This is a genomic window from Lentzea waywayandensis (genome assembly GCF_900115955.1).
Classification (GTDB): Bacteria; Actinomycetota; Actinomycetes; order Mycobacteriales; family Pseudonocardiaceae; genus Lentzea; species Lentzea waywayandensis.
Window position 1 is genome coordinate 12,950 of sequence record NZ_FOYL01000015.1, and the last position, 25,156, is coordinate 38,105.

A 25,156-nucleotide genomic window follows, 5' to 3' on the forward strand; every position below is an offset into this window, starting at 1 on the left:
TCAGCTTTCAGTGTGGCCAGCCGAGCAAAGGAGTCTCTGTGGCACAACAACTACCACCCGCATGCAACGTGGCTCCAGACGTCACCCGCAGAGGAAGTACGAGGAAAGCTTGTTGTCGTTCGACCTCGGCCTGGCCAGCGAGACCTTTGCGCCTCGGCGCACGATCCCGTTGAAGTCCTGCCAGCCGAACCCGTTGAGATCGGGATCCACGAACAGGTGCAGGTCCATGCCGGTGTTGTTGATGATCGAGGACACCCGGTCGTCCGCGCGTGGCGGCATCCGGCGGACGATCATCGTGTCGGACACGACCAACCGCCCGGTGTAGTCGGCTCCGTCGTAGAGGCAGTATTTGCCGTCTGGGCAGTTCGGCGTCGCAGCTGCGTTCGGCACCGTCGTGACGGCCACCCCGGCGGCCACGGCCGCAGCCACCACGATGAGGGTTTGTTGTTTCATCACAGCGCTTCCAATCCCTGATGGCTCAGCACGACAACCGGTCTCCTGGCCGGACGTCGAGGATTCCGGTGAACTCGCGGTAGACGCGCACGCGACTGGCCACCTGCGCCGGGTTGCCACCGTTGCACTCGAGAGCGCCGTTGATGCTGCGGATGGTCTCGCCAAAGCCACGACCGCGGACCATTGCCTCGTGCGGCGTCATGCTGCCCGGGCCGTTCTGAGTCATCCAGTACCAGAGCGCGGCGCGCCACGAGAGGGTCGCGTTGGTCTGCAGCAGGTTCGGACGGTGCAGGAGGTCGGCGCCCAGCGCGTCGCCTGCCGCCTGGTAGTTGTAGTTCCAGCTGAGCTGCAGTGGCCCGCGCCCGTGGTACGCGGCGGGACCTTCCGGGCAACCGAACGGGCGGGGTTCGCAGTAGTCACCTCCGGGATTCTGCTCGACCACGAACCGCAGGCCGCCGGTCTCGTGGCTGACGTTCGCCAGGAACGCCGCGAGCTCCTGCCTGCGCGCAGTTCTGTCGTCACCATTGGCGAACGCCGGAAACGTGTTCGTCGCCTGGCGCAGGCTCGCGAACGTGTAGAAGTCGTTGCGCTGAGGGAACATCCGGTCGAACTGGGCCGGCGTGACCATGAACCCGTCGGCCGACGCGGGTGGCGCGACGAGGGAAAAGACCGCCGCCAGCAACAATCCTGTGACACGGAACTTCAGTTGGCCCTCCCCTGTACGGATCGGTAGGCACGGCCCACCTCGTTGGGCGTCGTGCCCTGGTACAGACCGGTGCCGCCGCGGTCGGCCGGGAGCGCGAACCATGCGTAGCGCTCGACGAACGGCAGGCCGTGCATCATCTCCGCGGCGTCGCGGGCGAACGTCGCCAGCTGCCGTTGCGTCGGGTACCTCGGCACCGGTCCGGAGAAGTCGATCAACGCGAACTCGGTCACCCACAACGGTTTCCGATGCTTGTCGTGCGCCGATTTCAGGTAGCCGCGCAACTGGCCGACCGCGGCGGGTCCGAAGTCGGCGCCGTACCAGTGCAGCGGGATGAAGTCCACGCGGAGGTTCCGCGCGCGGGCTCCGGCGAGGAACCGGTCCAGCCAGCCGCCTTCCCGGTCCGCGCCACTCGCCACGGCGGGCGCGCCCAGGCGGTTGCCGGTCGAAGCCAGCCTCGGCCAGAGATCCAGCGCCCGTTCCACTGTCATGTCCGCCTGGCCCGGCAGGTCGGGCTCGTTGAAACCCAGCAGATGCCTGCCCTGCTCCGCCGCCTGGCGGAGCCGTTGCGGTGTCACGTGGTCCGGCCCCCAGATCGTCGGGACGAACTCCACGCCCGGCGGCGGGTCGATGTCACCCCTCGTCGAGTCCCAGTTGTGGAACCAGCCCGCACGCACGTCCTCCAACGCTGCCCTGATGCCGGGCATGTTCCACGTCGCCACCCCCTTCTTCCGCACCGGCGCCGCCTCGGCCGTTCCCAGCGGCAGCAACGGCGCCACCATCGCCGCGGACAGCACAGCACGACGGCTCGGTCCGCGTGTTCCCTTGTCTGACAAGGCTCCCCCAACTAGTGGAACGTCACGGTCAGTTTGTTGCAGTCGCGGCAGCTGAACATCGTGCGATTGCCCGGCTCGGTGTCGTGCTTCGACCAGCTGTACGCCTTCGGGCACGCCCTGGCGATCGCGTTGCTGTACGGCGTCTGCGCGTCCCGGTTGGGGTTGACGCACAACATCGGCTTGCCGGTTTCGGGGTGCCTGCGCAGGTTCGCGTCAGGACACGCGGGCAGTAGCGCTCCTGGACAACCGGCGGTACCGCAGAACTGGCCGTTGGGCGGCGGGCCGTTCGTGGGGTTGATCGTGATGGGGACGTTCACGCCGTTGACGTAGCTGACGTTGTACCAGGGCGCGGGCTCGTCACGCGGGGCGAAGGTGAACTCGGCCAGGCTGGCCGGCTGTTCACCGGTGGTGCAGTGGGACGGCCGCGCGCCGCAGTCCCCCACCAGGCAGTGGAACGTCGAGCCCGGTTCGCCCTTGCAGTGCTGACGGGCGAAGAACTTGCCGCTCCACTCGTTCTTCTGTCCGAGTGGGATGTGCACGCTGACAGACTCGCCCGCCTCGAGTTTCGGCAGTTCGCCGATCTTCACCGATCCCTCGTTCACGCCGCTGCCCACCCAGACCGGGCCGCCGGTCCGGTTGACCAGCTTCACGGTGTACGGCGGAGCGGCCGAGGCCGGTGCGGCGACGAGCGAGCCGGCCAGCGCCAGCAGCAGGACTATCCACAGTGGACGTAGTTGGGTTCTCACACCTCGAAAAGCTAATGAGGCCAACGTCGGCGGGGTACTGCGGTGCTACCCCAGCATTTGCCCGAGCGCCTGGTGGAACGCCTCGCGTTGATCCTTGTCCAGCGACGCGAGCATGCTCGCGTCCACCTTCTGGATGGCGGCCAGCAGGACCATCGCGGCGCCCTGCCCCTCCGCGGTCGCGCTCAGCAGCACCTGCCTGCGGTTGGTCTCGCTGCGTTCGCGGTCGCAGTAGCCGAGTGCGGCGAGCTGGTCAGCGAGGCGGCTCGCGGCCTGCTTGGTCATCTCGAGCCTGCGCGCCAGGTCACCGACGGTGCCCGCCTGGCGGGCCAGCTCGATCGTGAACCAGTAGGCGGTCGGCGGGATCGGCCGGTAGTCCTGCGCCTCCAGCGCGTCCTTCATCGCTTCGCGGTAGCGGCGCAGCACGACCGCCAGCCGCTCGGGCGTGGTCCTGGCACCGCGCTCACCCGTGACGACCTGCGCGTCCGGCGAACCGGCGAACGACCTGGGCTGCATGCCCAGACGATACCCACCAATCGAATAGTCCTACAATGAGACTGTCGCAAGTATTGACAGTCGCACAGTCGCCTCGTACGGTCCCGTCCGTGCTCCGTTACCGCGTGACAACCACGCAGGCACTGTGTGTGAGCGCTCTCGCGATCGTGCTGGCGTCAATGGCGCCGGTCAACGCGACAGCGATCACCGCTGTGCGCGTCGAATTACTCCGGCCGGCCAAGGTCGGCTGCATCAAGATCGTCACGGAGAAGCGGAAGAAACCTCCGCCGCGATGCCGTCCGTGCCCGAAGCCACGCATGGGGAACGCCAAGGCAGTCAACAAGAAGAAGAGGGTGCGACTGCCCAGGCGATGCGTGCCGGTGCCGAATCTCACCGCCCTGCCCGCTGGCGTCGAAAGCCCGCCGGTCCGCAGGCGCCAAGTGCCGACTTGGGGGACCTCAGCATGCGCACGATGCTTCGCCCTGATCGCCGCCGGACCGGCTGTCTCGCCTCGAAGGCCGTCCACCAGACGTTCGGCGGTGCGAACTTCCCCGAGGCCGCGCGTCTCGCCCACGCCGCGCTGGACGCCCGTTCGTGCCGCGATGACCCGGTCTGCGTCTGGCGCGCCATGATCGGTCTCATCGCCTCCGGCGACCTGATCACCGCGGGCGCACACGCGGGACGCCTGCTCGACGACGTGAACCCCGGCCTCGCCGATGAACGCCGCCGGCACACCATGCACGCACAGGTCCGCGGTCAGATCGCGCGGCTGTCCGGCGACCTGACCACGGCGCGTGTCGTGCTGGCGAGCACACCGCCGGCCACGAGTTCCCTGCGACTGCTCTCCGCCGCGCTGCTCGTCGAGGTACTGGTCGACGCGGGCGACGTGGACGAGGCCGAGAAAACGTTGCTGGCCAACGACTTCGATCACGAACTGCGCCAACCGTCGGCGATGCGCCCGATGCTGCTCGCCGCCCGAGCAGCGGTGCACCGCGCGAAAGGCCACCCGCTGGCCGCCTACCTCGACTACCTCATCTGCGGACAGGACTTCCTCGCCATGGGGGTGACGAGCACGGCAATCCTGCCGTGGCGAGGAAAAGCGGCACTCGCGGCACACGCCGCGCAACGCGTCGAGCTCGCCCAGCGACTCGCTGCGGCAGAACTGGCCGCCGCCCGCCGCTGGGGTGAACCCCGCGTCGTCGGCACCGCTCTGTCCACGCTCGGACGGGTGCGCGGTGACGACGGAACGGCACTGCTCGCCGACTCAGCCGACCTGCTGGCCGCAGCGGGCGCACAGCACGAGCTGGCCGCCACCCGGCTCGAACTGGGCCGCAGGCTGACTGCCCGCGGTGACATCACTGCGGCACGCGGCGAGTACGCCTCGGCACACACCTCCGCCACCCGCACCGAGAATCCCGCGCACCTGCGGCAGGCCGCCGAGGCGCTGGCACGGCTGGCCCCGGCGCCCGCACGGGCCTTGACCAGGCAGGAGGACCTGGTCGCCAGGCTCGCCGAAGCAGGGCTCAGCAACCGTGCCATCGCGCAACGCCTGTTCCTGACCGTCCACACCGTCGAGGCCCATCTGTCCAATGTGTACCGAAAGCTCGGCGCCAGTGGTCGCAAGGACCTCTCCGGAGCACTGCGTGCTCGATGAACGCACCGCGCGAGCGGTCCAGCTGACCAACCGGGGCGTGGACCGCGTCACGGCTGTCGCGCTCGCCAGAGATGTCCTGCGGTCGAATCCCTCGGCACGCGATACGCACCACTGCTTCCTCGTGCTGGCCCACGCCGGAGAGGTGGCCGAACCACCGACGCACCACACCGCCGCAGCACGCGCCTCCGCGTTGATCGATGCCGGACAACACGACGAGGCGCTGGAAGTGCTTCTCTCCCCCGACGAGTCCGCCGAACACTTCTTCGCCAGGGGCCGCCTCAACCAGGAACAGGGTCATCACGACCGCGCGTACGCGGACTTCACGGCCGCGGGCCGGGCCGCCGAGGCGAGCGGCGTCACCAATCCCGCGGTACTCCCCTGGCGCTCCGCCGCCGCCCTGAGCGCCCACGACGCGGGCAGACCCGTGGTGGCACGATCGCTGGCCGAGTCCGCACTGGTGGCTGCCCGCCGCTGGGGCGCGTCACCCGCGGTGGGCCGAGCGCTGCACGCGGTGGCACTGACCGGCGACCCGGCCCGCGCCGTCGACCGCCTCACCACAGCCGTCCACCTGCTCAGCGCATCAGGCGCCTGCGTGCTCCCTGCCCGCCACAGCCTCGCACAAGCGCTGGCCACCCAGGGCAGACATGCCGAAGCCGCCCGAACCTGCGCGACCACGCACACCATCGCACGACAACTCGGCAATCCACTGTGGATCCAGCGCACCAGCGAGCTCGGCGAACGGCTCGACCGGCTGAGCCTGCTCACCCCGCAGGAGTCGCGATCGGCCGTGCTGGCCTGCGCCATGAGCAACCGGGAGGTAGCCGCCGAGCTGGGCGTGACCACCAGGACCGTGGAGCTGCACCTGTCCCAGGTCTACCGCAAGCTGCACGTGAAAGGACGGCGTGAACTGAACCGGGTGATTCTCCGGCTCGGCGTCACGCCGCCCTGATCAACGATTTAGCCGCGCACGAACTTCCACTTGACGTTGATGACACCCTGACCAGGGTCGGCCAGCTTCCGGAACGCGGGCAGGCTCAGGTCGACGTGGTCGCGGCCGCAGCCCATGCACTTGTCCTTGACCTTGGCCCTGACCTTCTTGCCGTTGTGCGTCACCTCGACGAAGACGTTGCGGCACAACCGGTCGTTGTTGGGATTCGGTGCGGTCCAGAAGACCGGCGACACCGCGACCAGCACCTCGGTGCTCGCATCGATGTTCTGGCCGCACGCGCCGAGGCCTGCGTCGTCGTAGTAGGTCGCCTTGCCGTCGATCACTCTGCCGAACGGGATGGCGGCACTGGCATCCACCGTCGCCACCAACGAGATCGCCGTGGCCGCACCGAGAACGGTGAGGAACCTTCGCGTGATTGTCATGTCACCCAAGCTATTCACGCTCACCGCCTGCGCCCATCTCGGTGCTACCCCAGAGTTTTCCCTTATGCACCACTACATCCAGGACGTCCCTGCGGGGGAAGCGTGAACAGGGTCACCGAGTGCGCCGGCACAGTCGCGCCGAACGCTTCGGAGCCAACGGATCGGCATGACTCGGACATCCCCACCGCGTTGGGGTTCTCCCTCGTGTTCGCCGACGAGAACCGTTCCGGCGCCACCGTGCGCACGCTCGCGCGTCCGTTGCCGGAGAACCCCCGCAGCACCACCCTGGTGTCGATCGCGTCGCCCGCCACGGGAGAACGGTTCACCACCATCACGTGCACGGTGCCGTCCGGCGCCCGCGTGGCGGTCACGGCGAGCTTGCCGTACCCGTCGCGGCACCGGTCCTGCGGCGTCCCCTGCCCGTCGCACATCTCGGCGTCGTCCGGGTTGCGCTGCGGGTTGCCGGAAAGCGTCTGCCGCACCCGCACGCCAGCGGCGTCGAACATCGGCCGCACGGCCTCCCGGGCCCACGCCTCGGCGGAGTACACACGTCCACGGCCGAGCAACGTGTACATCCCGTCAGAACTCAGGTCGTTGCCCTCGATCCACGGCACACCCAGCTCCAGCCAGTCGGCCCACTGGCTCGCCATGTAGAGCGCGTGCGTCATCGAGTAGGTGTACTCGGGGTACACCCCGCCGCCGTCCGGTCCCCACAACGCACCGAACTCGGAGATCGTCAGGTAGGGGTTACCCGAGGCGTTCCGCCGGACCGAGTCGCGCAGGGCCACGAACTTCTGCCGTTCGTTCAGAGCACCCAGCACGTGCCAGTCGTGCCCCTCGACCTTCGAGTCCCAGTCCGCGGTGTTGCTCCCCCTGAAATGCGTGTACGGGTGCGTGGAGAGGCAGTCGTACCCGCTGCCCGGCGGAATCCCGTTGCCCTTCATGGCTTCGAACTTCGGCACGAACGCGGGCTTCCCCCACGACGCACACACCTCCAGGTCCGGATCGACCGCCCGCATCGCCTCACGAAACTGCACGTATCCCTTGTGGACGGACGTGTAGGACGCAACAACCGCCTGGCCCCTCGGCGGGATCATGCCGCGCTGACCATCGCCGAACGTCACCGAGCCGCGGAACTCGTCGAGCACGTACTGCCTGGCCTGTGGACCGCCCAGCGTCTCCGCGCGTTGCCACACCTCGCCGCCGACGCGCAGCTCGAAGTCGCCGGGCTCCGCGGTCGGGTAGTTGAGGTCGAACACCTGGTTCGCGGTGCCGTCGCTGGGCACGTCCGCGGTGCTGCCACCGCACGCCCCGCCGGGCGTGGACAGCCTGCCCAGCCGTTCGCCGGCAATCCGCCGGGCGCCGCCGCGGATGTACTGCTCGAGTGCCTCGTCCTCGTTCTGCGACATCCAGTACCGCTGACCGGGGTGGAAGTTCTCGTTGCCGAGCTCCCACCGCGTGACGCCGTAGGGCTGGCGGTGGCCGGCGGGCCGAAGCTCGGCCCAGTCCACGCCACCGTTGGGGTTGACGCCGTCACCGGCAGGGGTGTTCAGATACTCCACGAGGTCGGCGGCATCCGCCGCGGTGCCGATCGCCATCGGCACCATGATCTGCGCCTGCGCGCCGAGCGCCGCGGTGAACCGCATGTGCTCGTCGAGTCCGTACGACGGCAGCCTCGCGGACAGCACGTCGTCCGCGGGGTTGCCCAGGTCGCCGAGCTCGATCCGCCCGTCACGCTGGCAACGACGGCCAGCGCCGATCGTGCCCTTCCACTGCGTCGTGTTGGCAACCGTGCCGCCGGGCCAGCGCAGCACCTTCACGCCCGTTGACCGGGCCTTCTCCAGCGCATCGGGTACGGGCCGGTCGTTCGCCGGATCCCACGTGCCGTAGCCGTCGAACGGGTAGCGGTGGTTGACACCGAGAAACGCGCCGGGCACCGGTCCCTCGCTTTCCCCCGTGAACACGGTCAGCTCGGCCGTGCCCGCCGCGCTGCCAGGAACGCTGATGCACGTAGCCACCAGCGCGACCGCGAGTGCGTTGCGCAGTCTCATCTCAGCCTCCCTGCACGTGGGCCGCGGCCCAGCAGTTCTGCCGGCAGCCGGCCAGCTCCCGCAGTGGACCGGCCAGCTGCCCCACCCGCGGTTTGTTCGGATTGTTGTTTTCCTGCAACGGATCCACCTTGAGGTCGTAGTACTCCCTCTCCCCGTTCGAGTACTCGACGTACAGGTCGTTCACGGTGCGGAGCGCCTGGTATGACGGCGTGGCAGCAGCGAGGTCGTCGAAGTCGGGATCTGCCGCGGTTCCCTGTGGCCTGCGATGTTCGACGAGCGCGGTGTTGCGCCAGTTCGGCTGGTCCTGGTTCCGGATCAACGGCAGAAGGCTGCGCCCGTCGCGGTCAGCGGAGCCGGACCCGGCCATGTCGAGGAACGTCGCGAACAGGTCGACGTTCTGCACGATCTCGTTGCGCACGAAGTCACCGCTCCCCGTCCGACCTGGCCGCTTGACCAGAAGCGGCACGTTCACGTCGTGGTCGTACGCCGTGCCCTTGCCGCGGACCAGCCGGTGCTGGCCGAGGTGAAACCCGTTGTCCGAGGCGAAGACGATGAACGTCTCGTCCCGTTCCGCCGCAGTGAGCTTGGCCAGCACCCGGCCGACCATGTCATCGACCGACTGCACCATGCGAACGCGGTTGCGGAAGTCAGTCCGCAACTCGTCGACCACGTTGTCGCCCAACGGTGCGCGCCTCACCCAGCCCGGCTTGTCCGAGGTGTCCTCGTCGAACGACGACAACTCGCGCGCCACATCGATGGTCGGACATCCCGAACCACCGCAGTCGCCCTGCGGGAACTCGCCACCGGGCCGATCACGAGGTGCGGGAGGAAACCGGGGCTCAACCTGACCGGGCTGGTACGGCACGCGCTGGTGCGGCGCGAACGGCGCCACCTGCAAGAAGAACGGCCGGTTGGGGGCCTGCCGCCGCGACCGTTCGATGAAGTCCTCGGCCGTACGCGCCAGCCGGTCGGTCAGATAGGTGTCCGTGTCTCGCTCGAACCGCTTGATGCCCGTCTCACGCACGTAGTCGGTGATGCCGTAGTCGCGCTCGTTGTAACCGGCGCCTCCTACGACGTGCCACTCGTCCCACCCGACCGGCACCTTGAAGTTCTCACCGACCGGATACTCGTTGATGTACTTGCCCATGTACCCGGTGCGGTAGTTCTGCCGGTGCAGCGCGGGCGCGTACGCACGGCCCTCATGCCGTTCGAACGCCGGATACCCACCGTTGTCAGCACCCTCGTTCGTCAACACCCCGGTGTTGTGCGGGTGCTCACCGGTGAACATCGAGGCACGCGAAGGGCAACACAGCGAGTTCGACACGAAGTAGTTGGCGAATCGCGTCCCGTTGTCCGCCAACGACCTGGTGTTGTCCATGTACTTCAGCAGGTCCGACGACAGGTCGTCGACCAAGAAGAAGATGATGTTGGGCCGGGAGGCCTGTGCCTGCAGCGGCGCCGTCGCCGTGACCGTCCCGGCCAGCATCAGCAGCACCAAAAGGAACCGTCTCATACTCCCGGCACGCTAGTGACGCCGACCGATCCCGCACTACTTCGGTGCGACCCCAGGGTCAACTCCCGATCACGGGGCACACCGGCCGGCACCAACTCCACCGCATCACACTGTCAGGACTCAAGGTGTCCGGCGTCCGGGGACAGCCCCAGGACGGCCCATGGCGCACAGGAACAGCCTCTGCTCATCGCCGTGTCAGAGCTTTGTCAGCGCCATGTCCGAGCCTTGTCCAAAGGCACTGCGCTCGCGCTGTCCCCACTGCCAGAACAAAGGGAACGACCATGTCCAAAACAGACACTGCCGCGGCGCTCGCCGTGTCCACCTCCGGGGACGCCACCGCATTGACCGACCAACGGTGTGGCTGACCCGCTGTCCCCTGGCCGCAGGAAACGCACCTCCACGACAAGCCGCACGCACACGATTCCCGGCGCTGGACCGAGGCCGTGGCCGGGCTTTGACCGAACGGAAAGAAACACCGCATGAAGACGAAGATGAAGACCCAGGGCGCCATTGCGGCACTGGCGACCTTCGCTGTCCTGGGCTGCCTGACGTTGAGCGCGACGCAGGCTTCAGCCGTAGCCGCACGGGCGCTGCCGTCCCCGGCCGAAACCGCCGCCGCGCTGCCCGTCGTCAACATGGAAGCCACCGTCCTGGCCGCCCAGATCGATCCCCGGCGCGCCGACGACACGCTGACCCCGGGCGCCAAGGATTCCGTGCTGGCCGTCGAGCGGGCACTCCAGGCACGCAGTCTGCTGAACGCCCGCTGGGTCGACGGCTACTTCGGATCCACGACCATCACGGCGTACGCGGCCTACCAGCGTTCGCTCGGATACACCGGACTGGCCGCGAACGGGCTGCCCGGCGCGAGTTCGCTGGCCACGCTCGGGCAGGGCCGGTTCACCGTCTCCCACGTGATCAAACCAGGCCCGAAGGTTCAGCGTGACGGCTACGTCGTCGACACCCGCACCCAGGCGATGCTCACTGAGACCGAACGGCTGCTGGGGCGTCGCCTCGTGCTGTCGCAGGGCTCCTACAACCCCGGCGGCGACCCGACCTCCGCCGGCACCCACGACGGCGGCGGCGTCGTGGACATCAAGGTCGACGGCATGTCCGCCGACACCCGCACCGCCGTCGCCCGTGCGCTGCGGCAGGTCGGCTTCGCCGCCTGGGTCCGCAGCCCGGCCCAGGGCGACTGGCCGTGGCACATCCACGCTGTGGCGATCAACGACACCGACCAGGCCACCCAGGCCCAGAACCAGGTCGGTGACTACTACCTCGGCTTCAACGGCCTCGCCAACCACCGCCCCGACGACGGGCCCCGGATCCCGATCCGGACGTGGGAGGAATACCAGCGCACGCACTGACCAGAAGCCCAGACACCACCCCGATCATCGACTTCACGAATGATGCGACCGGTGCACTGCGAGAGCGTCGTGCCGACGCCCGCGGTGCGGGTGATCGCCGAGATCGTCTCGTGGAATCAATGCGGCCGCCGCCTGCGAGGCAGGGCGGCGGCCGGCCGGTAGTCCCACGTCTGAAGCCCGCCCGCCCCACGATGAACTCGACGGCAGGTCGCCCACCAGCGTGACGTTCGTCCTCCACCACGCCGGCCGACGCAACCGCACCAACCGCGGGGACGAACAGCGGCATGACGATCACCGCAGGCAGTCGCACTGGCGACGCAAGATGACGGACGCTCTCTGCGATCGACGACCCACTACTCGGAGCACTGGACCAGCTCCCGTTGATCATGCACATTTGACTTCCGGGAAGCGCGCGGCACCCGCATGAGCCTGTTTCCGCAGCAGGGTTTGCACCACCAGACATCGGATCGAGAGTCGGCACTCCACTGCGCCATCAGGCGATGCGGAGGAACCGGACGCCGAGGGCCACGAGAAGGGCGACGGCTCCTACCGCGAGCAGGGCCGCGGACAGGCCACCGAGGGCAGCGGCGAGAGCCAGCACGGCAAGCGGGCAGGCGAACTGGCCAATGAACACGGCAGAGGTCCAGATTCCCGTTCCCCTGCCGCGCTGTTCGAAAGTCAGGGAGCCCAGCGCCCAGGTGAGCAGCGCGGGGAGCATCAGGCCGTTGCCCAGTCCGGCGATCACGGCGCTGACGGCGGCGACCGGCACGGTGCCGGCGAGTGCGAGGCCGAGGATTCCGAGTCCGCAAAGGACGAACGCGGCCGGGACGGTGATCGCCGGACTGAAGCGGGCGGTGCGGGCGTACACGGCGGCGGCGATCGCGGTGGCCAGTGAGCCGATGGCGCTGACCGCGCCGATGGTGGCTGTGGACGTGACGCCGATGCGATCGAGCACATAGGACAGTTCGACGATGAGAACGTAGAACACGAGCCCGCCGACGAGGCTGACGCCGACCGGGACCAGCAGGGTCCGCCACGGCAGTGCGGGCAGCTTCGCTCGCGGCTGAGCAGGCGGCTGCCAGATGTGGCGGGCGGCCAGGAACGCGAGCGGCAGGCTGACCGCATAGAGCCAGAACGGGGTGCGCCACCCGGTCGCGCCGAGCAGTCCTCCCACGGCGAAGAACACCGTCGCCGCGACGGTGGTGTACACGACCTGGAGCCCGAAGTAGCGCTGCCGCTGGGCGCCGTGGAAGTAGTCGGCGAGCAGGGTCGTGCAGCAGGTCATGATCGCGGCCTCGGTGAGGCCGACCAGCACGCGGCTGGCGACGATGAGCGGCAGGGAAGCAAGCCACAGCGGCGCGGTGCCGACGACGGCGTAGACGAGCAGGGCGCCGACGAGCAGCCGCTTGCGCCCGAGGCGGTCGATGATGCGGCCGGCCAGGGGCGCGGTGAGGCCGATGACGAGGGCGGGCACGGTCAGCACGATCGGCGTGAGTGTGGCGACGCCGGGAGTGTCGGCGAAGGCGTTCTGGATGGCGGGGAGAACAGGTGCGAGCAGCACCGCGCCGAGCACCGACAGGCAGCTGGACAGCAGGAGCACCACAGCTTGGGCGGTACCGGCGGGTCTGCCGGTGTTCGGGTCCTGGACAGGCGCGGCGACGGGGTGCGCGGAAAGCGTGTGGTCAGACACGGGCATCTCCGGGGGTAGGCGCCGGTCCTCGATGACCTGCGTCACACCGAAGTGTCGGCAGCCGTGAACGGCCAGGGAAATCACTTCTGCCTAAGTGGACTATCCGTGCCGTCGATGTGGATCTCGTCGCCGATCATGACTGCGGTCGCGCGCACGAAAAGATCGCGCAGGTAACGATGTTCGGGGTCGTCGTCGTGCATCGGGTGCCACCACATGGCCTCCATCAGCGGGCTGACCTCGACCGGACACGGCAGCACGCGCACGCCGAGCTCGGCAGGGACGCGGTCCGCCAGACGCCGCTGGAGCAGGGCGACCCGGCCGGTGTCACGGACCAGACCCGGGACGGTCAGGAACGTCTCGGTGACCACCTGGATGCGCGGCTCGACACCTGACATCCGCATCTGCCGCACAGCGGGCGTGTACGCGGTGGGCCCGTGGTAGGTGACCACCCATGGCATGGTCGCCAGTTGCTCGACGGTGAGGGCATCGCCCACCTCGTCGTTGCCGGCCGCGACGAGGCACACCCACTCGTCGCGGTAGAGGTCGCGGTGGGGCAGGTCCTCGACGAACCCGTGCGGGATGATCATGAGATCCGTGCCGACCAGGGTTCTCGCGGCATCGTCGACCAGCGCAGTCGTGTTGGAGATCATCCGCAGCCTGGTCCGCGGCGCCTCCGCGGCGAGCAGCCCCGCCACCGCCGAACCGAGGGTCGCCACCGCGTAGTCGCTGATCACCACGGAGAACTCGCGGGTCGACGACGCCCGGTCGAAGTCCGGTTCGGCGGCGAACACCCGCTCCGCACCGGACAGCACCTCCCGCACACGTTCCTTGAGCTGGATGGCGAGCGGGGTGAGCCGGTACTGGTTGCCCGCCCGCGCGAGCAGGTCGTCGTGGAAGTGCCGGCGCAGACGAGCGAGCTGGGCCGACACCGCCGGCTGGCTGAGTCCCATCTGCTCGGCGGCACGGGTGACGCTTCGCTGCTGCAGCAGCGCGTCCAGCGCCACCAGCAGGTTCAGGTCCAGGCGCGCGAGGTTCACGACCACAACGGTATCAACGGCAGTGATACGCAGCATCAGTGAATTCGGCTTCCCTGATGTGCACGCTGACAGCGATCGTCTGGTCATGGACCGGAACGATCCCGAGGGCGCGATCGCGGCGGCGGCCAAGCGGTGCTCCAACTGGGGCCGCTGGAGCGCCGACGACGTCCTGGGCACCCTGAACTTCCTCACCGACGCCAAGCGCAGGGAAGGCGCGGCGCTCGTCCGCAGGGGTGCGAGTTTCTCGCTGGCCCAACAGTTCGACGCGAACGGCCCGCAGCGGGGCTGGCGGCGGCGCACCAACCCGGTGCACACCATGCTCGACACCGGCGTGGACGCCGAGCGCGGCACCCAGGGCTTCCCGCACGGCATCGGCGGCGCCGACGACGTGATCTTCATGCCGTTGCAGGCGTCGACGCAGTGGGACGGCCTCGGCCACATCTTCGACCACGGGCTGGCCTACAACGGCCGCCGTGCCGGTGACGTCGTGACCAGCGAGGGCGACCGGATCACCGGCATCGAGACCACGGCCGGGCTGATCGCGGGCCGCGGCGTGCTGCTGGACGTCGGCCGGGTGTTCGGCGTGAACGGTGAGCTGCCCGACGGCTTCGCCATCACCGCCGAGCACCTGGAAACCACGATCACCGCGCACGGGCCCAGCGCACGGGTCGGCCGGGGTGACCTCGTGCTGGTGCGGACGGGACGGCTGACCAGGGCCAGGCGGGAGGGCTGGGGCGACTACGCGGGCGGCGACTCTCCCGGCCTGTCCTTCACCACGCTGGACTGGTTGCACGGCAACGAGATCGCCGGGATCGCGACCGACACGTGGGGCCTCGAGGTGCGGCCCAACGAGTTCGAGGGCGCGTTCCAGCCGCTGCACCAGGTGGCGATCCCGCACATCGGCCTGTTCCTGGGCGAGATGTGGGACTTCGACGCGCTCGCGGCGGACTGCGCCACGGACGGCGTCCACGAGTTCTGGCTGACCGCCGCCCCGTTGCCCGTGACTGGCGCGGTCGGCGCCCCGGTCGCCCCCATCGCAGTCAAGTAGGTCGCAGTCAAGCAGACCGCACGGACGAAGGAGTCCTCATGCCCGCGGTGAACAACGTGCTCGTGATCGGCGGTGGTCTCGCCGGGACGGCCACGGCGATCCAGCTCGCACGCCACGGTGTGGCCGTCGATCTCATCGAGATCAAGCCCGACGTCGCCGCCATCGGTTCCGGGATCACGTTGCAGGGCAACGCCTTGCGCGAGTTGCGGCGGCTCGGGGTGTGGGAGCGGGTCAGCCGGGCGGGATACGCCTACGACAGCCTCGGCCTGCGCGCACCCGACCACGACGGCACCCTGCTCGTCGAGCTGCCGGACGTGCGCAGCGGTGGCCCCGACCTGCCGGCCACGATGGGCATGCCCCGCCCGCTGCTGGCGCGAATCCTGCTGGACCAGGCAGCCGCGAGCGGGGTGAAGACCCGTTTCGGGCTCACCGTGACCGGGCTGGAGCAGGACCGCACCGGCGTCGAAGTCACCCTCACCGACGGCTCGAAGAGCCGGTACGACCTCGTGGTCGGTGCGGACGGCATCCGTTCGGCGACCCGCCGGATGCTCGGCATCGAGCTGGAACCGAAGCCGACCGGCATGGGGATCTGGCGCGTGTTCGGCAACCGCCCGCCGAGCGTGACCCGCACCGACCTGTACTACGGCGGACCGTGCTACCTCGCCGGGTACACCCCGACCGGCGAGGACTCGCTCTACGCCTATGTCGTCGAGGACGCGGGTGACCACAGTGGACTGACACCGGAGCAACGGCTGGCGCGGGTGTGCGAGCTCGCCTCGGCCTACCACGGACCGTGGGACGACATCCGGTCCGCGCTCACCGATCCGAGCCGGGTGAACTACACCAACTTCGAGACCCACCTGCTGCCGGCACCGTGGCACCGCGGCCGAGTCGTGCTCATCGGTGACGCCGCCCACTCGTGCCCGCCCACCCTCGCGCAGGGCGGCGCCCAGGCACTGGAGGACGCGGCCGTGCTGACCGAGCTGCTGATCGAGGCCGATGCCTTGGACGACGACCTGTGGGATGCGTTCACCGCACGCCGCCACGACCGCGCCGCGGAGGTCGTGGCGGCGTCGAACCAGCTCGCCCAGTGGCTGTTCGACCGCGAGCAGGGTGACGCGCCCGGTCTCATCCGCCGCATCGCCGGCCTCGTGTCCAACCCCGCGTGAACGCACTGGAGGAATCACCGTGACCGACCGCCTGATCACCCACCTGAGGCACGTCGACCTCGCCGTGCCCGACCTTGCCCGCCAGCAGGACTTCTTCACCGGCGTCTGGGGGCTGGCCGCCGAGCACGGCGACACCGGCATCTCCTTCCTGGCAGCGGAAGGCTCGCCGGAGCAGTACGTGGTCCGGCTGCGCCAGGCCGCCGACAAGCGGATCGACCTGATCGCGTTCGGCGCCGCCAGCCCCTCCGACGTCGACACCCTCGCCGCACGACTGGCCGTCTCGGGCGTCACGCTCGTCAGCGAACCCGGCGTGCTGCAGACCCCCGGTGGCGGCTACGGGTTCCGGTTCTTCGACAACGAGGGCCGCACCATCGAGGTGAGCGCCGACGTCGCGATCCGCAGGCACCGCAAGGTCGAAGAGGGCGAGTCCGTCCCGGTGCGACTGTCGCATGTGGTCGTCAACTCCGCCGACCCGGAGGGGACCGTCGCGTTCTACGAGCGCCACCTGGGCTTCCGCCTGTCCGACACGCTGATGCACCCGCGGATGGGCGAGATGATGTGGTTCATGCGGGTGAACTCGTGGCACCACAGCATGGCCATCGCCCGCGGCCCGCACCCGTCGCTGCACCACGCGTCCTTCGAGCTGCGGGGCCTCGACGAGTACATGCGAGGCACCGGCCGTCTTCTGCGGGCCGGGGTGGAGAAGATCTGGGGTCCCGGCCGGCACCTGGCCGGCAACAACACCTTCAGCTACTTCCTCGACCCGCACGGCAACACCGTCGAGTACACGACCGAACTGGAACTGGTCGACGAGGACACCTGGCACCCGCACCTCTACGACTTCAGCCGGCCCGAGGTCTCCGACCAGTGGGGCACGGCCAACTCGATGAACGAGTTCGTCGCACAGAAGTCCTTCAACGACCCCGACAAGGGCCTGTTCGTCGCCCCGCCCGTGTGAGGACCCCCGATGCGTTTCGCCACCTACGAACTGGACGGCTCGGTGCACGCGGGCGTGGTCTCGGACGACGGCCTGCACACCCTGCCTTCCGGCACGACCGTCCTCGACCTCGTCCGCGCAGGACTACCGGCGGCACTGACCGCCGGCAGCGCCGCACTCACCGGCCCACCCACGCCCCTCGACCTCGCCCGGCTCCTGCCACCGCTGACACCGCCCACCATCCGGGACTTCGTGGCGTTCGAGGAGCACGTGGAAGGCGTCGTCGCCAGTGTGTCCGGCGGTTCCGGAGTACCTGCGGAGTGGTACGAAGCGCCGACGTTCTACTTCACCAACCCCTACGCGCTCATCGGCGCCCACGACGACGTCCCGGTACCACCCGGCTCGCGGCTGCTCGACTTCGAGCTGGAGGTGGCGGCGGTCGTCGGCCGCGACGGGTCTTCACTGACGCCCGCTCAGGCCAGTGACGCGATCTTCGGCTACACCGTGTTCAACGACTGGTCCGCCAGGGACCTGCAACGCCGCGAGATGAAGGTCGGCCTCGGCCCGGCCAAAGGAAAGGACTCCGCCACCACGCTCGGCCCGTGGCTCGTGACGGCCGACGAACTCGCGCCGTTCCACGACGAGGACGGGTTTCTCGCGCTGGACATGCGGGTTTCGGTCAACGGCGTCGAGGTCGGCCACGACCTGCTGTCGAACATGGGGTGGCCCTTCGCGGAACTGGTCTCCTACGCCTCCCGCGGCACGTGGGTCCGCGCCGGCGACGTGCTCGGGTCAGGCACCTGCGGCAACGGCGGCTGCCTCGCCGAGCTGTGGGGCAGGCGCGGTGAGCAGGACCCGCCGGCGCTGCGGCCAGGTGACGTCGTCGAGATGACCGTCGAGGGCATCGGGACCATCCGCAACCGGGTCGTTCCCGGGATCGAACTGCCCCCGGTCCGCGCTGCCCGTTCCCGGACGCGTGCCCGGTGACGGGCCGGGTGGCCGGGAAGGTCGTGCTCGTCACCGGGGCCGGTCGTGGACTGGGCGCGGCAGTGGCACGTCTGCTCGTCGCGGAGGGCGCCGAGGTGATCGGCGTCGACCTCGACACCTCCGACGAGTCCGATGTGGACTTTCACCGGCTCGACGTCACCGACCCGGACGGCTGGTCCGATCTCATCGCCCACGCCTCCCGGCGGTACGGGCGGATCGACGGCCTGGTCACCAGCGCGGGCATCACCCTGCGCCCGCGGCTGGCCGACCTCGATCCGGCGGACCTCGCCCGCGTCCACGCGATCAACGTCGGCGGCGTGCTGCTGGCCGTCCAGTCCGTGCTGCCGCTGATGAGCGCCGGCGGCTCGATCGTCACCCTCGGCTCGGCGGCGGCGCTGACCGGGCACTACCCGCTCGCCTACACCACCAGCAAGTGGGCCGTGCGAGGACTGACGAAGAGCGCCTGCCTGGAGCTCGGCGGTCGCGGCATCCGCGTGAACGCTGTCCATCCCGGCTACATCGAGACACCGATGACCGCGTCGGCGTCCCCCGCGTTCCGCGACGCCAACATCGCCGAGACACCGCTGGGCCGCACCGGATCCGCCGACGAGGTCGCACCACTGGTGGTGTTCCTGATCAGCGACGACGCCTCCTTCATCACCGGCGCCGAGATCCCCGTCGACGGCGGCCTGACCGCCCACGGCGGAGTGAAGTCGATCAGCGACGCCCTCCGCTCCTGACACCCGCGCGAAAGGATCGACCGTGTTCGAGTACTTCCCCGGCAACTACGTGTGGAATCTGAGCGTCGTGGCCACGCTCAACAGCGGCGGCCTGATCGACGAGGTCGACCGCGCCTGCCGGCCGATCCGCGAGGCCGCGCAACGCGGTGAGGACGCCGGCACCGCCGAGTTCCTCCAGGCGTGGACACAGCTGGCCGACTCCCTGGTCGGCCAGGCGGAGGCAGCCGAGAAGTCCGGCCGGACCCGCAACGCGGGCCGTCTCTGCACACGGGCGACGAACTACCTGGTGCAGGCCGAACGCATGCAAAGCGCGTCCTCCCCCGACCGCATCGCCACCTACGAGCGGTGTCTCGACCTCATGCAGAAGTCCTTCGCGCTGGCGGATCCCCGCACCAGCCGGGTCTCCATCCCCTTCGAGGGCACCACATTGCCCGCGTACTTCACCAAAGCACCCGCGGCCGACCACGGGCCGGCGCCCGTGATGATCATGTGGAACGGCCTGGACAGCACCAAGGAGCACATCTACCTGTCCGGGATCTCCGACGAGCTCGCCGCACGCGGCATCTCGACGCTCATGGTCGACACCCCCGGCTCCGGCGAGGCGCTGCGCCTGGGCGGCCTGACCTCACGGATCGAGACGGAGGCGTGGGCCGCCGCGTGCGTCGACCACCTGGAGACCCGCGACGACGTCGACCCGCGACGAATCGGCCTGGCCGGCTGGTCGCTCGGCGGGTACTACGCCCCACGAGCAGCCGCGTTCGAGAAGCGCCTGGCGCTCGTCGTCGCCTGGGGCGCCAACCACGACTGGGGCGCGGTGCAGCGCCGCCGCGTCGAACGCGAGGGCGAGCGGCCGGTCCCCCACTACTGGGAGCACGTCCTGTGGGTGTGGGGTTTCGACGACCTCGACTCCTTCCTCACCTACGCCGACGACGTGCGCCTCGACGGAGTCGCGGAGAAGATCACCGTGCCGTTCCTGATCTGCCACGGCGAGAACGACCGGCAGATCCCACTCGCCTACGCCCACCGCTCCTACGACCAGGCAATCAACAGCCCCAAACGTGAGCTGCGGATCTTCACCGCCGCCGAGGGTGGTGCGGAGCACATCGGACTGGACCACCTGCCCCACGTCCGGGACTTCGTCGCCGACTGGGTGGAGGAGACCTTCGCGAGCTTGCCGCCTCTCCCGGACTCTGTGAGCAGTGCTGGTCCATCGGAGACGTCACCCACCCCTCTTGCGCGGCTGGGTGAGCACCAGTAGCACCAGCTGCGTGCAGTCGGTGGTGCGAAGTCGCCCGAGTCGAGACTGAGAGACAACTCGTTCCCCGAGACCACGTGACGGGGTGAGGATCGGCGCTCAGGGAGTACCGCGAGCTCCCTGGCCGGTCCCCGGACTTCGCCGCGCGGGCAAAGGCTTTCAGCGCGAGTGTTCACGACATCACCGAACTGTCCGCGTGGATCAAGCGCGTACCACTCGCCCCCGGGCTGCGTACCACGACGCCGGCAGGAGGCCCGACATGACCCCTCCGGTGAATGTGTTACAACGCCCGGCAGGTGCCTTAACTCGCGTCTGCGGCCGGGTAAAGGGGTCTCTCGGACCGAACAACGCCTCGTTCTGGAGGCGGAACCCAAGCGAACAACGACCAATACCGGCGCAACTACCGGAGTAAAGGGATCGATGAGCGGCGTGCTCGACCCGGCAGAACTCGGCAAGATCACAAAAGAGGGCCTCCGCAGCGTCTGAGCTGCGAAGACCCTCTTGGCCGTCGGGACGACAGGATTTGAACCTGCGACCCCTTGACCCCAGCGATCGCCGGACGGCAGAAACACGACGTTCCACACGGTTGAGCGCAGTTGACGGTCGACAAGGTACGTCAACCGCCCTTCGCCGCAGACCCGAAGATCCACTCCTTGCCGGATCCGCCGCGTACTCGAGCCTGTCGGCTACCAGCTGTACCAAGAGCACGCCAGCCGGCCACCATTCCCGCGCACCAAGAACTTCGCCCTACCGGCAGCCGGCCACCAACTCAACCGCACATCGCCCGCTTCTGCATTGGAGAGCCAGCAAGCCGCACCAAACGGCTCCCAGTTCAGCGCCTCGCACTTCTCGACCGCATTGCGAACCGTCTCGGCCGGAGTCCCGGGCCATTCCTCGAAACCGTCGTCACCGATCTCGCCGGCGGCCATCAGACCTCCGAGCACCTGGTACTCGATCACCGCGATCGCGGTGGACCTGAAGTCGCCGCCGTCCTCGGCCGCAACCTCGCGCGCCCAGCCGATCACCGTGTCAGCAGCTCCGGCTCTCGGTCAGCAAGCCGTTGCCCGCCGACGAGTTCGCGGCCTGGTTGCGGGATCGGATGCTGAACGAGCTGACCGCGCCGACGCCCTGACCGATGTCGCGGCGACTGACTGCCGGGACCGGCGGACACCAGTCCCAGCAGCCGCTCACGAGCTACTCGTGAAGTGCCGACCGGACAACGCGACTCAACGCCGTCTTCGCCTCTTGACCGCCGTCCAGGTAGAAGTGGCCGCCGCGGAACCCGCGCACCACCGGAGGGCGTGGCGTGGACGCCTCCCAGCGTTCGACGGCATCCACGTCGAGGTGCTCGTCCTGGCGGCCGTACCAGACGTGGTAGTCGACGTCACCGTCCCACGGCGGAGCGACCACGTAAGTGTCCGCCAGGTGTAAGTCGTGGCCCAGCAACGTGATCGCGTGTTCACGCAGCTCGTCGTCCTCGAACAGCTCCGGCGGGCAGCCGCCGCGTGACTCCAGCTCCGCCAGCAGCTGGGCGCGTGACCGCACCACCAGCGGATCGGCCTCGGCGAGGGCGTCGGTCGGCGAGGTGAAGGCCGACACGACGACGGCGCGCACCAGTTTCCTTTGCTCCGCGGGCAACGAGCTCACCAGGCTGTGTGCGAGCAGGGCGCCGAGGCTGTGTCCGAACACGACGACCGGGCGGTCGACCACCGACACCACGGCGGGCAGCAAGTCATCCAGCGCGGCGCGGAAGTCGCCCGGTGGCGCGACTTCCGGCCGCATGCCGCGTCCGCTCAGCTCGAACAGCACGGGCTCGCACTCCTGCGGCAACGCCCTGGCGAGCGGCAGGTACGACATCGCCGACCCGCCGGCGTGGTGGAACATCAGCAACCTGACCTCGGCGCCTGGACGTTCGACGACGATGTGCGATCCGTTGAACCTCATGCGCTCATCCGGACAGGGAGCCTGGTGATGCCCTGGATGAAGTTCGACCGCAACCGCACGATGTCGCCCGCGAGCTCGAACCGCACGCCGCTGGTCGCGAGCCTGCGGAACAGCATCGGCAGCTCCACCTGCGCCACCACCGAGCCGATGCAGCGGTGGATGCCGACGCCGTAGGTGATGTGCCGGTTCGGGGAGCGGCGCACCAGGAACCTGTCGCCGTCCGGGAAGTGCCGCTCGTCCCGGTTCGCCGACACGTTCCACAACGTCACCGGTTCGCCCGCCCTGATGAGCTTTCCGCCGATCTCCACGTCGCGGGTCGGCACACGCAGCACGTAGGCGTTCGTGGTCGCCCAGCGCAGCACCTCGTTCACCGCGGAGTCGGTCAGGCCGGGGTCGTCGAGCAGCAGCGCGTGCTGGTCCGGGTTGTCGATCAACGCGAGCACGCCCGCGACCGCGCTGTAGGACGACGTCTCGTTGCCGCCGACGGCGACGTTCATGCAGTTGTAGAGGACGTCCTCGTCGGGCAGCCGGCGGCCGTTGACCTCGGCGGTGGCGAGGATCGACACCATGTCCTCGCCGGGATCGCGCCGCCTGGCCCGCAGGAGGTCGGAGAAGAACTCGAAGATCTCCGACTGGATCACCGCGAGCCGCAGGCGTTCGTCCTCGGACGTGTCGACCCAGTTCGGGTCGCGGAAGCCGATCATGCGCCTGGTCATGTCGATCAGCTCGTGCGCCTCGGCGTGCGAGATGCCGACCATGGCCATCAACGCCCCGGCGGGCAGCTCGGGGGCGATGTCGGTGGCGAAGTCGCAGCCGCCGTCGGCCAAAGCCTTGTCCACCGCGCGGTTCACCACCTCGGTGACCTGCTCGGCGACCTTGGCGACGAAGCCGGGGCCGAACACCTTGTGCATCAGCTGGCGCAGCATCCGGTGCCGCGGCGGGTCCGACGCCACCAGCATCCGGTTCGCCGCGGTGTCGACCGCGCCGCTGGAGAACGAGCCGCCCAGCATCGGGCCTCCCGCCGAGCTGAAGGTCGTGTGGTCCAGGTACGCGGCCGAGATGTCGTCGTAGCGGGTGAGCGCCCAGAACCCGCCGGGGTCGCGGAACACCGGCTCGTTCGCGCGCAGCCAGGCGAACATCTCGTGGTGGCGTTGTTCGACGAACGCGTCCACGTTCCTCAGGTCGATCGCCGGCGCGGTCATGCTGTCAGCTCCTCCATACGTGATCGGACCAGCGCCGCCAGTCCTGCCAGTTCACTGTTCGCCAGCACGTCCCGCGGTTGCAGCGGCACGCCGAGGTCCTTGCCGATGCGGCGCTGCACCCGGAAGGCGAGCAGCGAGTTGCCGCCGAGCGTGAAGAAGTCGTCGGCGACGCCGATGTCCTCCACCGCGAGCAGGTCCTCCCAGATCTCGGCGATCCGGCGTTCCACGTCGTCGCGCGGCCCGACCCGGTGCGCCGCCCGCCCGGCGTGCTTGACGACGAGCTCGCGCAGCTTGCCAACGTCGCGCTTGCCGTGGTCGGTGGCGGGGATCTCGGGCACGCTCACGAACGAGGTCGGCACCATGAAGTCCGGCATCCGCTCGGCGGCGTGCTGACGCAGTTCCTTCGGCGAGATCCGGTCATAGGGCACCACCAGCGCGACCAGGTGCTTGTCCTGGCCCTCGCCGCTGACGAGCACAGCGGCGTCGCGGACGTCGGGGTGCGATGCCACGATCCGCTCGGCTTCCAGCGGTTCCACCCGGTAGCCGCGGATCTTCACCTGGTCGTCCGCCCTGCCGACGAACTCCAGCACGCCGTCGGGCCGCCGCCGCGCCAGGTCACCGGTGGCGTACATCCTGCTGCCGTCACCGGCGAACGGGTCGGGCAGGAACCTCTGCGCGGTCAGTGCGGGCCTGCCGAGATAGCCGCGCGCCACCCCGGGACCGCCGATGTGCAGCTCGCCCACCTCACCGGGAGCGACCTCGGCCAGGTCCGACAGCACGTACACGGCGGACCCGGTCAGCGGCAGGCCGATCGGGACGGTGTCGGCGGGATCCGCGTCGACCCTGTGCGCGGTCACCGCCGTCGTGCCCTCGGTCGGCCCGTACAGGTTGTAGAACTCGCCTTCGAACGACCCGGAGAGCAGCTCCCGGCAGGCCGACGGGGAGAGGACGTCGCCGCCCGTGTGCAGCACTCGCAACGACGCGAACGCGTCGATGTCCTCGCGGACCACGTGGTTCACCGCCATCGTCGGCACGAGCATCGCGGTGATCCGGTTCCGGCGCAGCTCCCTGTGCACGTCGCCGCCCAGCAGATCGGGCATCGTCGGCAGCACCACGATCCGGGCGCCACCCGCGAACGCGCACCACGTCTCGAAGTGGAACGCGTCGAACGACAGGCTCGACACGTGGCCGACGCGGTCTGTCGGCAGCAACGGGGGCAGCGCGGGGTTGCGGGCGAAGTGCACGAGACCGCGGTGTTCCAGCACGATCGCCTTGGGCGTGCCGGAGGACCCCGAGGTGAACAGGACAGCGGCCGCATCGCCACCGCCGACCTCGACCGCGGGCCTCGGACCCGGAGCGACCTCGTCCATCACCAGGATCTTGTGTCCTGCCACCGCTTCCGCGTGCGAGACGTCGGTGACCACCACCTCCGCGCCGCTCGCGCTGATCATCAGGTCGCGCCGGGACTCCGGGTACCGGGTGTCGACCGGCACGTACGCCGCGCCCGCCTTGAGAACGCCGAGCAGCGCGGCGAACACCCGCACGCCCCGGCCGAGGTACAGCACCACCCGGTCCTCGTGGCCCACACCGATCTCCCGCAGGTCGCGCGCGACCCCGTCGGACAGCGCGTCCAGCTCGCGGTAGGTCAGCACGCCGGCGGAGTCGCTGACGGCCTCCCTGCCGCCGTGCCGCTCGACGGCGTCGCGGAACAACTCCACCAGCGTGTCCCCGCCCTGCGGTGCGGCGGACGGGAGAGCGTCCCACCGCGCGGCGATCTCGTCGATGCAGGCGTCGCTGTCGCCGGTGAAGCCGGTAGCCTGCCAGCCTCCCGGTATCGGCAGCCGATCCGGCCACAGGCTGAAGTGCTTGTGCGCGTTGGTGACCACTGAATACATCTGGAACCCCCCGAGGTTTCGGCCGTTAACTGTCCACAATGGACACAACGGGTGGTGGTCGTCGGTTAG

Annotated in this window: 24 protein-coding genes; 10 read left to right on the forward strand and 14 right to left on the reverse strand. The window is 69.2% G+C overall.

All coding sequences use genetic code 11. The features are described from left to right. Positions 1-81: 81 nt before the first annotated feature. The 5 genes from BM417_RS39115 to BM417_RS39135 are packed head-to-tail and all read right to left on the reverse strand — an operon-like array spanning position 82 to position 3,251. Positions 82-453, reverse strand: coding sequence for a peptidase inhibitor family I36 protein (locus tag BM417_RS39115; protein WP_093604998.1), 372 nt, complete (start codon positions 451-453; stop codon positions 82-84). A gap of 25 nt (positions 454-478) precedes the next feature. Beyond that, complete coding sequence (locus BM417_RS39120) at positions 479-1,135, reverse strand: chitinase (protein WP_245822577.1); 657 nt, start codon at positions 1,133-1,135, stop codon at positions 479-481. Positions 1,136-1,155: 20 nt separating this feature from the next. Beyond that, complete coding sequence (locus tag BM417_RS39125; RefSeq protein ID WP_245822578.1) at positions 1,156-1,992, reverse strand: glycoside hydrolase family protein; 837 nt, start codon at positions 1,990-1,992, stop codon at positions 1,156-1,158. An 11-nt stretch (positions 1,993-2,003) separates the two neighbouring features. Then, positions 2,004-2,738 (reverse strand): thaumatin family protein, encoded by a 735-nt coding sequence (locus BM417_RS39130; protein WP_093605002.1) that lies wholly within the window; start codon positions 2,736-2,738, stop codon positions 2,004-2,006. A gap of 45 nt (positions 2,739-2,783) precedes the next feature. After that, positions 2,784-3,251 (reverse strand): MarR family winged helix-turn-helix transcriptional regulator, encoded by a 468-nt coding sequence (locus BM417_RS39135; RefSeq protein WP_093605004.1) that lies wholly within the window; start codon positions 3,249-3,251, stop codon positions 2,784-2,786. A gap of 442 nt (positions 3,252-3,693) precedes the next feature. Here BM417_RS39135 and BM417_RS39140 point away from each other — a divergent pair, with 442 nt between their 5' ends. Further along, positions 3,694-4,884 (forward strand): helix-turn-helix transcriptional regulator, encoded by a 1,191-nt coding sequence (locus BM417_RS39140; RefSeq protein ID WP_143138997.1) that lies wholly within the window; start codon positions 3,694-3,696, stop codon positions 4,882-4,884. Then, positions 4,874-5,833, forward strand: coding sequence for a helix-turn-helix transcriptional regulator (locus BM417_RS39145; RefSeq protein ID WP_177320856.1), 960 nt, complete (start codon positions 4,874-4,876; stop codon positions 5,831-5,833). Before BM417_RS39140 ends, BM417_RS39145 begins: the two co-directional genes overlap by 11 nt. Before the next feature lie 8 nt (positions 5,834-5,841). Here the strand turns inward: BM417_RS39145 and BM417_RS39150 are convergent, their stop codons facing one another. The 3 genes from BM417_RS39150 to BM417_RS39160 form a co-directional block, all read right to left on the reverse strand. After that, positions 5,842-6,255: a cysteine/serine endopeptidase inhibitor gene (locus BM417_RS39150; protein ID WP_093605010.1), complete on the reverse strand. Its 414-nt coding sequence runs from the start codon at positions 6,253-6,255 to the stop codon at positions 5,842-5,844. 62 nt (positions 6,256-6,317) lie between these two features. Further along, positions 6,318-8,306, reverse strand: coding sequence for a hypothetical protein (locus BM417_RS39155; protein WP_093605012.1), 1,989 nt, complete (start codon positions 8,304-8,306; stop codon positions 6,318-6,320). 1 nt (position 8,307) lies between these two features. Then, complete coding sequence (locus tag BM417_RS39160; RefSeq protein WP_093605014.1) at positions 8,308-9,819, reverse strand: sulfatase family protein; 1,512 nt, start codon at positions 9,817-9,819, stop codon at positions 8,308-8,310. 479 nt (positions 9,820-10,298) lie between these two features. Between BM417_RS39160 and BM417_RS39165 the strand changes: the two genes are divergently transcribed. Then, positions 10,299-11,183: a peptidoglycan-binding domain-containing protein gene (locus BM417_RS39165; RefSeq protein ID WP_093605016.1), complete on the forward strand. Its 885-nt coding sequence runs from the start codon at positions 10,299-10,301 to the stop codon at positions 11,181-11,183. A 39-nt stretch (positions 11,184-11,222) separates the two neighbouring features. Further along, positions 11,223-11,345 carry a hypothetical protein gene (locus BM417_RS50005; RefSeq protein WP_281251400.1) on the forward strand — a complete coding sequence of 41 codons (123 nt, stop codon included), beginning with the start codon at positions 11,223-11,225 and terminating at the stop codon, positions 11,343-11,345. A gap of 331 nt (positions 11,346-11,676) precedes the next feature. On the opposite strand, the gene BM417_RS39170 is transcribed toward BM417_RS50005, so the two are convergent. Beyond that, positions 11,677-12,873, reverse strand: a complete 1,197-nt coding sequence (locus BM417_RS39170; protein ID WP_093605327.1) for an MFS transporter — start codon at positions 12,871-12,873, stop codon at positions 11,677-11,679. Positions 12,874-12,953: 80 nt separating this feature from the next. Further along, positions 12,954-13,910, reverse strand: coding sequence for a LysR family transcriptional regulator (locus BM417_RS39175; RefSeq protein ID WP_093605329.1), 957 nt, complete (start codon positions 13,908-13,910; stop codon positions 12,954-12,956). An 85-nt stretch (positions 13,911-13,995) separates the two neighbouring features. Here BM417_RS39175 and BM417_RS39180 point away from each other — a divergent pair, with 85 nt between their 5' ends. The 6 genes from BM417_RS39180 to BM417_RS39205 are packed head-to-tail and all read left to right on the forward strand — an operon-like array spanning position 13,996 to position 20,049. After that, positions 13,996-14,958 (forward strand): cyclase family protein, encoded by a 963-nt coding sequence (locus BM417_RS39180; protein WP_093605018.1) that lies wholly within the window; start codon positions 13,996-13,998, stop codon positions 14,956-14,958. Between the two features lie 38 nt (positions 14,959-14,996). Continuing rightward, positions 14,997-16,127 carry an FAD-dependent oxidoreductase gene (locus BM417_RS39185; protein WP_093605020.1) on the forward strand — a complete coding sequence of 377 codons (1,131 nt, stop codon included), beginning with the start codon at positions 14,997-14,999 and terminating at the stop codon, positions 16,125-16,127. Positions 16,128-16,146: 19 nt separating this feature from the next. Continuing rightward, complete coding sequence (locus BM417_RS39190; RefSeq protein WP_093605022.1) at positions 16,147-17,085, forward strand: VOC family protein; 939 nt, start codon at positions 16,147-16,149, stop codon at positions 17,083-17,085. A gap of 9 nt (positions 17,086-17,094) precedes the next feature. Next, positions 17,095-18,051 (forward strand): fumarylacetoacetate hydrolase family protein, encoded by a 957-nt coding sequence (locus tag BM417_RS39195; RefSeq protein ID WP_093605024.1) that lies wholly within the window; start codon positions 17,095-17,097, stop codon positions 18,049-18,051. Further along, positions 18,048-18,791 carry an SDR family NAD(P)-dependent oxidoreductase gene (locus BM417_RS39200; RefSeq protein ID WP_245822579.1) on the forward strand — a complete coding sequence of 248 codons (744 nt, stop codon included), beginning with the start codon at positions 18,048-18,050 and terminating at the stop codon, positions 18,789-18,791. The genes BM417_RS39195 and BM417_RS39200 overlap by 4 nt, the downstream gene beginning before the upstream one ends. A 22-nt stretch (positions 18,792-18,813) precedes the next feature. Next, positions 18,814-20,049, forward strand: a complete 1,236-nt coding sequence (locus BM417_RS39205) for an alpha/beta hydrolase family protein (protein ID WP_093605026.1) — start codon at positions 18,814-18,816, stop codon at positions 20,047-20,049. A gap of 683 nt (positions 20,050-20,732) precedes the next feature. Here BM417_RS39205 and BM417_RS39210 read toward each other — a convergent pair. From BM417_RS39210 to BM417_RS39225, 4 genes are all read right to left on the reverse strand, one after another. After that, entirely contained in the window at positions 20,733-21,071 is a 339-nt protein-coding gene (locus BM417_RS39210) for a hypothetical protein (RefSeq protein WP_093605028.1), read from the reverse strand. A 169-nt stretch (positions 21,072-21,240) separates the two neighbouring features. After that, the gene (locus BM417_RS39215; RefSeq protein ID WP_093605030.1) at positions 21,241-21,990 is read right to left on the reverse strand and encodes a thioesterase II family protein; all 750 of its coding nucleotides are present in this window, start codon (positions 21,988-21,990) and stop codon (positions 21,241-21,243) included. Then, complete coding sequence (locus tag BM417_RS39220; RefSeq protein WP_093605032.1) at positions 21,987-23,192, reverse strand: cytochrome P450; 1,206 nt, start codon at positions 23,190-23,192, stop codon at positions 21,987-21,989. Before BM417_RS39220 ends, BM417_RS39215 begins: the two co-directional genes overlap by 4 nt. Continuing rightward, positions 23,189-25,087 (reverse strand): amino acid adenylation domain-containing protein, encoded by a 1,899-nt coding sequence (locus BM417_RS39225; protein ID WP_177320857.1) that lies wholly within the window; start codon positions 25,085-25,087, stop codon positions 23,189-23,191. The genes BM417_RS39220 and BM417_RS39225 overlap by 4 nt, the downstream gene beginning before the upstream one ends. Positions 25,088-25,156 lie beyond the last annotated feature (69 nt).